The sequence below is a fragment of the Streptomyces noursei genome (assembly GCF_001646665.1).
GTDB classification, from domain to species: domain Bacteria; phylum Actinomycetota; class Actinomycetes; order Streptomycetales; family Streptomycetaceae; genus Streptomyces; species Streptomyces lavendulocolor.
Map to the genome: position 1 here is coordinate 216,677 of NZ_LWBU01000017.1, position 11,471 is coordinate 228,147.

The window sequence follows — 11,471 nt, forward strand, 5'->3', positions numbered from 1 at the left end:
ACGACATGGCAGTCCACCGAGCGTCAGTGTAGGCGGCGGGTCCCCCTTTCAGGGGGTGGTCCGGCCGCTATGGCTTGCGGCCGACACCGCCGTACATGGCGACCGGGTCCGCGGGGGCGTCGGGGCGCCACTGGGAGCAGGGCACGACGCCCGGGTCGAGCAGTTCCAGGCCGTCGAAGTAGCGGGTGACGGCTTCCGGTGTGCGCTGGGTGAGCCGGGGGGTGCCGTTCTCGTTCCAGAAGGCGACCGCCGCGTCCACGTCCGGCATCGAGGGGTGCACGACCGTGTGGGAGAGGACGAGGTGGCTGCCCGGCGCCAGGGCGTCGAGGAGGCGGCGGACGACGGCGTACGACTCGGCGTCGTCCTCGACGAAGATGACGACGCCGAGCAGCATGAGCCCGACCGGCCGGTCCAGGTCGAGCGTCCTGGCCGCCGCCTCCAGGATGGTGTCGACGTCGCGGAGGTCGGCGTCCAGGTAGTCGGTGCGGCCCGCGGGGGTGCCCACGAGGAGCGCGCGGGCGTGGGCGAGGACGAGCGGGTCGTTGTCGACGTACACCACGCGCGCGTCGGGGGCGACGCGCTGGGCGACCTCGTGCGTGTTGTCGGCACTCGGCAGTCCGGTGCCGATGTCCAGGAACTGGCGGATGCCCGCCTCCTCGGCCAGGTGCCGCACGGCCCGGCCGAGGAAGAGCCGGTCGGCGCGGGCGTACGCCCCGATGCCGGGGTGGAGTTCACGGATCCGGTCGCCGGCCTCCCGGTCGACGGGGTAATTGTCCTTGCCGCCGGTCCAGTAGTTCCATATGCGGGCCGTGTGGGGGCGGCTGGTGTCGATCCTCGCTTCGATGTCGGTCACGCCACCACCGTAGGGCCGCCGCGCTCACGCGGAGGGCCGCTTCAGGATCTCCACCAGGCTCGACGTGCTGTCCGCGCCGTGCCCGGCGGCCACCCCGCGCCGGAAGACGTCCAGGACGGCTGCGGGGAGGGTGGTGTCGACGCCCGAGTCCCTGGCCGTGTGGAGGACGTGCTCGACGCTGGCCGTGCCCATGGTGAGCCGGTCGACGTCGCCGGAGTGGTCGCCGGCGTCGACGCGGGGCGTGTAGAACTCCAGGAACGGGCGGAGGTCGAGGGCGTCGACGGCGAAGGGCAGGACGTCGGCGGCCTTCAGGCCGTTCGCGGCGGCCATGGCGACGGTCTGCCAATAGCCCGTCAGGGCGGTCCAGAACATGGTCATGTTGAGCTGGTAGAGCAGCGCGGCGAGTCCGGGGTCCTCGCCCCGGTGGTCGGCGGCGGTCAGCACCTCCAGGGTGGCCCGGTGGGCGTCGAAGGCGTCGCGGGGGCCGCTGTAGAAGGCGGCGGAGCCGGGTTCGCCGATGCCGGAGGGCGGGACCAGCACGCCGCCGGTGAGCTGCGTGGCGCCCCGGTCGGCCGCCCAGGCGGCGGCCTTGCGGGCCCGGTCGGGGGTGTCGGAGGTGAGGTTGGCCAGCACGCGGCCGGTAAGCGCGGCGGGGTCGGCGTCGCCCAGTACGGCGTACACGGCCTCGTAGTCGGTGAGGCTCAGCACGACCAGCTCGGAGGCGGCGAGGGCCTCGTCGACGGTGGCCGCGCGGTGGGCGCCGCGCGCCACGAGGGCGTCGGCGCGGGAGGCGGTGCGGTTCCAGACGGTGACGCGGTGGCCGCGGTCGAGGTACGTGCTCGCCATGGCGTGGCCCATGGGGCCGAGACCGATGACGGTGACGGGTGCGGCGCCGGGTGTGGTGGGCATGGAGGACTCCTGACGAACTAGAACGAACGCTCTATCCAGAGCACGGGCACGACCGTAGCACGGCTCTAGAACGAACGCTCTACTCAATTGCTCGTTAGGATCGGGGCATGCAGACCAGCACCCGCGACCGCATCGTCCTCGCCGCCTCCCGCCTCGTTCAGCGGCAGGGCTACGTCGGCACGGGCATCAAGCAGATCGCCAAGGAGGCCGACGCCACGCTGGGCTCCGTCTACCACTTCTTCCCGGGCGGCAAGGAGGCCGTGGCCGTCGCCGCCATCCGCCACGGCGACCAGGAGTTCGCGGCGCTCCTGCGCGAGGCGCTCGACAGCCAGGAGGACCCGGCCGCGGCCGTCGACGCCTGCGCCCGCCTCCTCGCCACCGCCCTGCGCGCCTCGGACTGGGTCGACGGCTGCCCCGTCACGGCCGCCGCCCTGGAGACACTCGGCACGGACTCCGAGATCCAGCAGGCGTGCGCCGACGCGCTCCGCGGCTGGCAGGACGTCGTCGCCGACAAGCTCGTGCGCGCGGGCATCGCCCGGGCCGACGCCCGGGAACTGGCCGGCACGGTCATCAGCGCCCTGGAGGGTGCCGAGGTGACGGCCCAGGTCATGCGCAGCGAGGAGCCCCTGCTCCAGGCCGGCCGCCAGCTCGCGCGCCTGGTGGCCACGTACCGCTGACCTCGGCCTCAACGGCCCCAAGAGTGCACCAACGACAGTCATTGCCCGGAGTCACCCTCCGTGATACACAGAGTGACGATACGCGCACTCGCACCCGTCCGGTCCGCCGCCTTCGCAGGTCAGGGCACCCGGACCGGTCAAAGGTGCGGGGATCGGGTAAAGAGACCAGCCAAGTCGGCGCACATGGGCGGTTTCATCAGCGAAGATAGTGCGGTGACCCGTGCCATGGGGCAGGGGCGTCGAACTACCCAACAGGGGCGGTGAGTTACATGTACCTGGCGGCCGAAAAAGGCGACATCACCACCATCATTGGAGGAATCGCCCCCAACTGGGGGCCCTTCGGGAGCCTGGGGAACGAGGCCCGCGTGATGATCGAGGTGGTCATGGCCGTGGCCATCCTGCTGTGCCTCGGCATCGCGATCTGGGGTGCGGCCAAGCAGCGCATCGGCGCGACCGCACTCCGGGACACGTTCAGCGCCGAACAGGGCAAGGGGCTGATCGTGGCGGGCCTCACCGGGGTCTTCATCATCGGATCACTGGGAACGCTGTTCACCATCGTGTACGGAATGGCCGTCTAACCCTCCGTCAGCGCAGTAACCCGTCCGATGTCCAGTCACCAAGCAGATCAGCAACCGGTTGAGGGGGCGTACCCGTCATGAGCCTCGGCGACGAGCACGACGGCGCCAGCGCGGGAGGCGGCGGTACGGGACAGACCCGTACCCGCCTGCCCGACAGCGGCGCCGGTGACGTCTACGGCGGCGTCTACGGCGGCGCCCGCCGCCCAGCCCGCAACTCACGGTCGCTGATCACCGTGGTGGGCGTGGTGGTGCTGCTGATCGCCGCCATCGCCTTCGCCAACCGCAGCGGTGGCGGCGACGACACCCCCTCGGACGCCCCGGCCGACCGCGCCGCCGCCCCCACGGCCGCGACCGGCGTCAGACCCGTCGCGGGCAAGAACGGCACGATCCCCTCGGGCTACGCCCGCGACGAACAGGGCGCCCAGAGCGCGGCGGCGAACTACGCGGTGGCGCTCGGATCTGACGGAATGTTCAATCCAGTGCGACGCCAGGAAATCGTCCGGGCGGTTGCGCACGCCGACTCCCTGACCAAACTTCAGTCGGGCTTCGACGCCGACTACTCGGAGGCGTTCCTCAGCCAGATCGGCCTGAAGGCGGACGGCAGCGCGCCGTCCGGTTCGACGTTCGTCAACCGGACGCTGCCGGCCGGAACGAAAGTCAAGAACTTCGCGGCGGACACCGCCGACGTCGACGTTTGGTGCATGGGCCTCTTCGGCCTGACGGGCGAGTCGTCCACCAAGCCGGTGACCAGCGGCTGGTTCACCGTGAGCCTGAAGCTGCGGTGGAACGGCTCCGACTGGAAGGTTCTGGAAACGTCCCAGAAGACCGGGCCGACGCCGGTCACCGGAGACAACCCCGTCTCGGGCTCCGACGAGATCGCAGGAGCGGTCAACGAATACGGAGGGTTCACGTATGCCCGTTAACCCTCGGCACCGCGGACGTTCCGTCCTCGTGACGCTGGCGGCCGTCCAATCCGCCCTGTTCCTCTTCGCGACCCGTGCCACCGCAGCACCCACTCCGACGCCCTCGCCCAGTCCGAGCGGCAATGGCTGCGAGCTGATTGCGGGACCCGCCCGCGACCTGTGCGAGAACGGCGCGCCCGGCGGCGCCGCCCGCTCCACCCCCGCCAACCCCGCCGACCCCACCGCCGCCCTCGACCCGCTCGCGTCCCTCGCGCGGGGCTGCGCGGACGCCGCCGCGTGGATCGTGGGCAAGCTCAGCGAGGCCGTGAAGAGCACCGCCGAGGTGGACTTCACCAACCCCAAGTTCCTCCAGCAGTACGCCGTCGTCTTCGCCGCCTCCACCGTCCTGACCCTCGTCCTGTGGCTCCTCGCCGTCGCCAAGCGCGCCATCCGCGGCGTGCCCCTGGCGACCGCGATCTCGGAGGCCATCGGCTTCCTGTGGCTCACCGTCCTGGCGTCGGCGTTCACCCCACTCATCCTCTACACCGTCGTCTCCGCGACCGACGGCGTCACCGAGGTGATCGCCAGCGGCAGCGGCGGGCAGACGGACGCCTTCTTCGGCACGTTCGCCGAGGCGCTCAAGAAGGGCGAGGGCATCGGCGGCGGGCCGATCATGCTGATCGTCGTCTCCCTCGTCTCGATCCTCGCCGCCGGCATCCTGTGGCTGGAGCTCGTCATCCGGGCCGCCCTGCTCTACGTCGGCGCCCTGCTCGGCACCGTCGTGTACGCCGGGCTGGTCGACAAGAACATGTGGGGGCACGTACGCCGCTGGGCCGGGATCATGATCGCGGTGGTACTGGTGAAGCCGGTCATCGTCATCGTCCTCGGCCTGGCCGGGGCGCTGTCCTCCGGTGACGGACCCGACGCGTTCTCGGCGGTCGTGTCCGGCCTCGCCATCATCCTCCTGGCCATCTTCGCCTCGGCGATGATCTACCGCTTCGTCCCCGGCTTCGGCGACGAGATCGCCTCCGCCCGTACGAACCGCAAGCAGGCCACCGACGGCTCCCAGGCGGCCGCGGTCATCTCCTCGCCCGCCGCGCTCGTCTCACAGGGGATCAAGACCCACAGCAGCCGCAACCACCAGCGCGGTGGCGGCGGCGGCAACGCCCAGCAGGCGAGCGCCGTCTCCGGCGGCGTCGCCGCCCACAGCTCCCGCAACCAGCCGTCCGGCGGCGGGAGCGGCGTGAGCGGCGGGGCCGGCGGCGGATCAGTCCCCTCCGCCGCACCCCCGCCCCGCAGCCCGGGCACCAGCGGTACGCCGCACTCCCACCGTAAGAGCAACACCGGCACAGGCAGCAGCACAGGAAGCACAGGAGGTGGAGGGCGTTGACGACCCAGTCCCATACGATCACGCCCCGCCGCACGTATCTCATCGGCCGGGCCCGGCCGAACGCGATCGTCGGCAAGAACCGCGAGACCGGCGAGATCGCGCTGATCATCGCCGGCGCGTTCCTCGGCATGATGAGCGGGCTGCTGGTCCCCGTCCTGTCCCTGCGGATCGTGTCGCTCATGGGCTTCCCCATGCTGGCGCTCGCCGCCGTGTACGTCCCGTACAAGGGCCGTACGTTCTACAAGTGGTTCGAGATCAACCGCAGCTACAAGCGCACCCTCCGCCAGGGCACCACCTACCGGTCCACCGCCATGGAGGCGGGCACCCGCTTCGACGGCCGTGAGGTGGAGGTCGGCCCGCCGCCCGGCATCGGCCGCATCAACTGGCTCTCCGCCCCGTTCGGGCCCGACGAGATCGCCGTCCTCCTCCACGCCGACCGCCGCACCGTCACCGCCGCCATCGAGATCGAGGGCCCCGGCGTCGGCCTGCGCGACAGCGAGGACCAGGAAGCCCTGGTGGACCGTTTCGGCACCCTCCTCAAGCACGTGGCCAACGGCGACGGCTTCGTCACCCGCATCCAGATGCTCGCCCGCACCCTCCCCGCCGACCCCGACGCCCACGCCAAGGACGTCGCCCAGCGCGGCGACCCGACCGCCCCCGGCTGGCTCCGCGACTCCTACGAGCAGCTCCAGTCCATGGTGTCGACCTCCAGCGAGCAGCACCGCGCGTACCTCGTCGCCTGCATGCACTACACCCGCGAACTGGCCGCCGAGGCCCACACCATGGCCCGCGCCGCCCGCCAGGCCACCGGCGCCCGCAAGCTCGACAAGGACGCGGGCCTGGCGGTGGTCATGGCGCGCGAGCTGACCGACATCTGCGCCCGCCTCGCCGAGGCCGACATCCGGGTGCGCCAGCCGCTGGGCCAGTCCCGGCTCGCGTCCCTCGTGCACTCCATGTACGACCCGGACCACCCCATCGACCACATCCAGGCGATGACGAAACGAAACGCTTGGCCCGCCGAACTGGACGCCGTCGAGCCGACGTACCTCCAGGCCAAGACCCGCGAGTCGTCGACCCGCGCGCCCTGGTGCCACGCCACCGCGTGGGTCAAGGAGTGGCCGATGACCCCGGTCGGCGTGAACTTCCTCGCGCCCCTCCTCGTCCACACCCCTGACGTCATCCGCACCGTCGCCGTCTGCATGGACCTCGAACCCACCGAGGTCGCCATCGAGCGCATGCTGACCGAGAAGACCAACGACGAGGCGGAGGCCAGCCGTGCCGCCAAGATGAACCGCACCGTCGACCCCCGCGACATCGCCGCCCACGGCCGGCTCGACCAGCGGGGTGAAGATCTCGCCAGCGGCGCGGCAGGGGTGAACCTGGTCGGGTACATCACTGTGTCGTCTCGTACGCCCGAAGCCCTGGCCCGGGACAAGCGGACGATCAGGGCCTCGGCCGGCAAGTCGTATCTGAAGCTGGAGTGGTGCGACCGCGAGCACCACCGGGCCTTTGTGAACACCTTGCCGTTCGCGACCGGCATCCGCCGTTAGGGGCGCCTGATTCTGATGCGAGATCCGCTGTCAGTCCTCACCGAGGCCTTCACCGCCTTCCTCTTCGGGAAGGTCGAGACGACCCGGCTTCCCGTCCGTACGTCGACGGGCCAGGCCCAGGCCGTCTACCTGCCGACCGCCGCTCCCGGCCTCGGCGACTCCGGCGTGATCATCGGACGCGAGGTGTACAGCGGCAAGGGGTACATCTACGACCCGTTCCAGCTGTACGGCCAGCAGCTCCCCGCCCCGCACTGGCTGGTGCTGGGCGAGTCCGGCAACGGCAAGTCGGCGCTGGAGAAGACGTACGTGCTGCGCCAGCTCCGCTTCCGGGACCGCCAGGTCGTCGTGCTCGACGCCCAGGGCGAGGACGGCGTCGGCGAGTGGAACCTGATCGCGCAGGAGCTGGGGATAACTCCCATCCGCCTCGACCCGATGGCCGCCCTCAACGACGGCATCCGGCTCAACCCCCTCGACCCGTCGATCACCACCACCGGCCAGCTGGCGCTGCTCCGGACGATCATCGAGGTGGCGATGGGGCACGGCCTGGACGAGCGGTCCGGGTTCGCGCTCAAGGTCGCGCACGCGTACGTGAACCAGACGATCACCGACCGCCAGCCCGTCCTCACCGACATCGTCGAGCAGCTGCGTCACCCGGAGCCGGAGTCGGCGTCCGCGATGAACGTCGACATAGACGATGTACGGGCGTGGGGCCTGGACGTCGCCCTCGTCCTCGACCGGCTCGTCGACGGTGACCTCCGGGGCATGTTCGACGGGCCGACGACGGTCGGGATCGACCTCGACGCCCCGCTCATCGTGTTCGACCTCTCCCACATCGACCGCAACTCGATCGCCATGCCGATCCTGATGGCGATCGTCGGAGTGTGGCTGGAGCACACCTGGATCCGGCCCGACCGCAAGAAGCGCATCTTCCTGGTGGAGGAGGCGTGGCACATCATCAACAGCCCGTTCGTGGCGCAGCTGTTCCAGCGGCTGCTGAAGTTCGGGCGGCGGCTCGGCCTGTCCTTCGTGGCGGTGGTCCACCATCTGAGCGACGTGGTCGACGGGGCGGCGGCACGGGAGGCGGCGGCCATCCTGAAGATGGCATCCACCCGGACCATCTACGCCCAGAAGGCCGACGAGGCGCGGGCCACCGGCCGGGTCCTCGGCCTGCCCCGGTGGGCGGTGGAGATCATCCCCACGCTCACGCCCGGTATCGCGGTCTGGGACGTCAACGGCAATGTGCAGGTGGTCAAACACCTGGTCACGGAGGCGGAACGGCCACTGGTCTACACGGACCGGGCGATGACGGAGTCGTCCGTGCCCGACGACATCCAGGCGGCCGAATGGGAGGCGGAGCAGCGCGCGGCCCTCATCGAGCAGCAGATGAACGAGTCCTCTCAGTCGACGGTGGCATGACATGGACCGCAGGACCGAGGAACGCGGCATCCCCGACGGCCTGCTGCTGGGGCTGCTGGGGTTCCTGCTGGGCCTGACGCTGCTGGCCTGGACGGCGACCGGGCTGGCCGGGCTGTTCGCGCACGGGGCGTGGCCGGACGGGGTGACGTTCTCCCAGACCCCGTTCGCGCTGCGCAGCCTGGTGACCGAGCCCCAGGACCTGGCCGCGGCGTGGCCGGCCACTCCGGCGGGGCAGCTGTCGGGGTACGGGCTGTTCTGGGGCCTGTTCATCAGCGAGATGCTGGTTCTGGTGGTGCTGGCCGTGTTCGTGGTCGGGACACTGGCCCGCTGGCGGGCGGTACGGGCGGCGGCGCGCGCGGCACGCACGGCGCGGACACCGGCACCCGGCACGGCACCTGCGGCGTCGGCACCGGAGCCCGTACCCGTGGGCAAGGACCAGGGACACCCCGTCCCGGCCCAGGCGCCTGCCCAGGCCCCCGCACCCGTGCCCGCCCACACGCCCGCCGCCGGGTCCACCGCCGAGCCCGCCGCCCAGCCCGGACCCGTACCGCAGACATCCCCTGCGGCACACCCACCCCAAGCCCCTCCCGCACCTCACACCCCCCTCGGCGCGGGAACGCACGGCGCGCCGGTCACCGCGCCACCGGCCCCGGCTCCCGCCCCGCGGCTCCTCTACGGCGCCGCCGCCGACCGCCGGCCCGTGGCCCGCCGCGCCATCGAGGAGGCCGCCGGCCCCGCCCTGGTCGTCACCTCCGACCCGGCCGTCTGGGCCGACACCAAGGACGCCCGCGCCAAGCTCGGCCCCGTCCTCGTCTACGACCCCGGCCACCGGTGCGACACACCCGCCCGGCTCCACTGGTCGCCCCTCCGGGGCTGCGAGGACACCGGTACGGCCGCCCTCCGCGCCGCCGCGCTCCTCGCCCCCGTACGCCCCCGGGCGCGGATGGACGCCGCTGTCGCCGACACCGCCGAGACCCTCCTGCGCTGCTGGCTGCACGCGGCCGCCGTGGACGGGCGTCCCTTCAAGCAGGTCCAGCGCTGGGCGCAGAACAACGGCGCCCACGAACCCGTACGCGTCCTGCGTACGCACCCCAAGGCCACCAACAGTCACGCCGGCCTGCTGGAGTCGGCCCTCACGGCCTACCCGGAACGGCGTGAGGTGGCGCAGGAGTTGACCGTACGGGCGCTGTCGGCGCTCTCCTCGGTTCACATCCGGGAGGCGTGCACACCGAATCGAACTGATTCGCTGGCCCTGGAATCATTCATCGCCGAAGCGGGCACCCTTTATGTGGTGGGTGAACCGATCGAGGACCCGAGGACCCACCCGGGCGCGATGCCCCTGCTGACCGCGCTCGCCTCAGACGTGGTCGAGCACGGCCGCCGCATGGCCGCACGGTCATCCGACGGTCGGCTCGACCCACCACTCACGCTCGTCCTCGACGACGTCGCCGCCGTGGCGCCCCTCCCGGAGCTGCCCGAGCTGCTGACGAGAGGTCAGGACACCGGTCTTCCCACGCATGTGCTGCTGCGCTCCGCCGAACAGGGCCGCGCCCGCTGGCCGGACCGGCCCCTCACCCCGTGACGGGCCGCCGCACCTCGTACTCCACCTCCAGCGCCCCGCTCGCGTCCCCCTCCAGCGGCACGCCGACCCCGGTCGGCACGAACCCGGCCCTGCGGTAGAACGCCGCCGCCCGGGCGTTCCGCTCGTGCACATAGAGCCGTACGCGCTGCACGGGTGCTCCGCCCAGCGACCACGACCACTCCACGGCCGCCCGGAACAGCGCGTCCGCCAGCCCGGCACCGCGCGCCTCGGGCCGTACGTACACCCCGACGACATGCGTCTGGTCGACCACCGGTGCCTCGCCGAACCGGACGTCCTCGCCCGCCCGTTCCACCAGCACGGTGACCGTCCCGTCCCAGGACCCGTCCGGCGCCTCGGCGACGAACTGGTGGGCGCCGTCCCTGTCTTCCGCCACACCGGCGGTCCGTTCCCGCCAGTGTTCGTCGGGCCGGCCGACGGCGGCCTCGTAGGTGTCCAGGAAGGCGAGGGGCGCGGCCGGGTCGCGCAGCGCGTCAAGCCGGATATCGCGGGCCTTGCGCCACTCATCGGCCCGGACGGGGCGTATCACGTGTTCCATGCCCCGATCCTGACGCCGGCGCCCCTGCCCGGCAACGCAATTCCCCTCGGGCCGGCGGCTGCCCCCGCGCGGTCAGGCCGCGAGGACGGCGCGAATGACGTGGCGGGCGTTGTCCGCCATCGCCGGGTTGCTCCCGCGGTGGTACGGCAGGGAGATGAGCGCCTGCGAGAACGCCCGGGCCCTGCCCCGGAGCCAGGTGGCGTCGTCCACGCCGAGCGCCGCGCGGAAGACCTCCCTGGCCCCGGCCGGCAGCAGGTTCCACGCGGGGAACAGGTCGCAGGCCGGGTCGCCCACCCCCATGCACCCGAAGTCGATCACCGCGCCGAGCCGGCCGCCGTCGACCAGGAGGTTGCCCGGCATCAAATCGGCGTGGACCCACACCGGTGCCCCGTGCGGCCCCGGCGCCCGCAGCGCCTCCTCCCACACGTCCAGAGCGGCGTCGCAGTCCACGCCCTCGTCGGGGATGCCCCTCAGCCGGCCGATCGCCGCCCGGGTCGCGGCGTCGAGCGTGCCCAGCGGGCCGCCCCGGTACGCCGCCGGCGCCCCCGGCAGCTCGACGCTCCACATGGCGGCCACGAACCGGGCCAGGTCCTCGGCCAGCAGCAGCGGCTCATCGAGCGCCCCGGGCCGCGGGTTGGCGCCGTCCAGCCACCGGTACACCGACCAGGCCCAGGGAAACCCCTCCGCCGGTCCAGCGGCTCCCAGCACCTCGGGTATGCCCACCGGGAGCCGTTCCGCGAGCCGCGGCAGCCACTCCCGCTCCCTCACCAGATCCGCCGCCCCGCCCTCGGTCAGTGGCAGTCGTACGACCATGTCGTCCCCGAGCCGGTACACGTCGTTCACGGTCCCGCCGGACGGAAAACGCTTCACCGGCAATGCCGCCCACTCCGGAAACCCGCCCGCGATCAGGCGCCGCACGACGTCGTCGTCGATGTGCATGTCCATGCGGGCCATCCGACCGCCGGACGGCGGTGTGCGTCAAACAGAATTCCTGGTCCGGAACGCAAAAATGCCTCAGTCCCCGGACACAAGGTCCAGGGACTGAGGCTAAAAATTGT

11 protein-coding genes are annotated in these 11,471 nt (G+C 71.9%); 7 read left to right on the forward strand and 4 right to left on the reverse strand.

The window, feature by feature from the left end; translation table 11 throughout:
• Positions 1 to 67: 67 nt before the first annotated feature.
• Together A4V12_RS03185 and A4V12_RS03190 are read right to left on the reverse strand one after the other, a co-directional pair.
• The gene (locus tag A4V12_RS03185; RefSeq protein ID WP_064067623.1) at positions 68 to 853 is read right to left on the reverse strand and encodes an SAM-dependent methyltransferase; all 786 of its coding nucleotides are present in this window, start codon (positions 851 to 853) and stop codon (positions 68 to 70) included.
• 24 nt (positions 854 to 877) lie between these two features.
• The gene (locus A4V12_RS03190) at positions 878 to 1,762 is read right to left on the reverse strand and encodes an NAD(P)-dependent oxidoreductase (RefSeq protein WP_064067624.1); all 885 of its coding nucleotides are present in this window, start codon (positions 1,760 to 1,762) and stop codon (positions 878 to 880) included.
• A 107-nt stretch (positions 1,763 to 1,869) separates the two neighbouring features.
• Here A4V12_RS03190 and A4V12_RS03195 point away from each other — a divergent pair, with 107 nt between their 5' ends.
• The 7 genes from A4V12_RS03195 to A4V12_RS03225 all read left to right on the forward strand — a co-directional run bounded on the left by A4V12_RS03195 (position 1,870) and on the right by A4V12_RS03225 (position 9,857).
• The gene (locus A4V12_RS03195) at positions 1,870 to 2,439 is read left to right on the forward strand and encodes a TetR/AcrR family transcriptional regulator (RefSeq protein WP_064067625.1); all 570 of its coding nucleotides are present in this window, start codon (positions 1,870 to 1,872) and stop codon (positions 2,437 to 2,439) included.
• Positions 2,440 to 2,708: 269 nt separating this feature from the next.
• Positions 2,709 to 3,017 carry a hypothetical protein gene (locus tag A4V12_RS03200; RefSeq protein WP_017945892.1) on the forward strand — a complete coding sequence of 103 codons (309 nt, stop codon included), beginning with the start codon at positions 2,709 to 2,711 and terminating at the stop codon, positions 3,015 to 3,017.
• Between the two features lie 77 nt (positions 3,018 to 3,094).
• Positions 3,095 to 3,940, forward strand: coding sequence for a hypothetical protein (locus tag A4V12_RS03205; RefSeq protein WP_064067626.1), 846 nt, complete (start codon positions 3,095 to 3,097; stop codon positions 3,938 to 3,940).
• Positions 3,930 to 5,309 (forward strand): hypothetical protein, encoded by a 1,380-nt coding sequence (locus A4V12_RS03210; protein ID WP_064067627.1) that lies wholly within the window; start codon positions 3,930 to 3,932, stop codon positions 5,307 to 5,309. The genes A4V12_RS03205 and A4V12_RS03210 overlap by 11 nt, the downstream gene beginning before the upstream one ends.
• Positions 5,306 to 6,859 (forward strand): SCO6880 family protein, encoded by a 1,554-nt coding sequence (locus tag A4V12_RS03215; RefSeq protein ID WP_064067628.1) that lies wholly within the window; start codon positions 5,306 to 5,308, stop codon positions 6,857 to 6,859. The genes A4V12_RS03210 and A4V12_RS03215 overlap by 4 nt, the downstream gene beginning before the upstream one ends.
• Positions 6,860 to 6,874: 15 nt before the next feature.
• Positions 6,875 to 8,275: an ATP-binding protein gene (locus tag A4V12_RS03220; protein WP_064067629.1), complete on the forward strand. Its 1,401-nt coding sequence runs from the start codon at positions 6,875 to 6,877 to the stop codon at positions 8,273 to 8,275.
• Between the two features lies 1 nt (position 8,276).
• Positions 8,277 to 9,857 carry a type IV secretory system conjugative DNA transfer family protein gene (locus A4V12_RS03225; RefSeq protein ID WP_064067630.1) on the forward strand — a complete coding sequence of 527 codons (1,581 nt, stop codon included), beginning with the start codon at positions 8,277 to 8,279 and terminating at the stop codon, positions 9,855 to 9,857.
• Here A4V12_RS03225 and A4V12_RS03230 read toward each other — a convergent pair.
• Both A4V12_RS03230 and A4V12_RS03235 read right to left on the reverse strand, forming a co-directional pair.
• Positions 9,847 to 10,413, reverse strand: a complete 567-nt coding sequence (locus A4V12_RS03230) for a GNAT family N-acetyltransferase (protein WP_064067631.1) — start codon at positions 10,411 to 10,413, stop codon at positions 9,847 to 9,849. The two genes, A4V12_RS03225 and A4V12_RS03230, sit on opposite strands and share 11 nt — an antisense overlap.
• A 72-nt stretch (positions 10,414 to 10,485) precedes the next feature.
• On the reverse strand, positions 10,486 to 11,352 hold the full coding sequence (locus A4V12_RS03235) for an aminoglycoside phosphotransferase family protein (protein ID WP_064067656.1): 867 nt from the start codon (positions 11,350 to 11,352) through the stop codon (positions 10,486 to 10,488).
• Between the last annotated feature and the right edge of the window lie 119 nt (positions 11,353 to 11,471).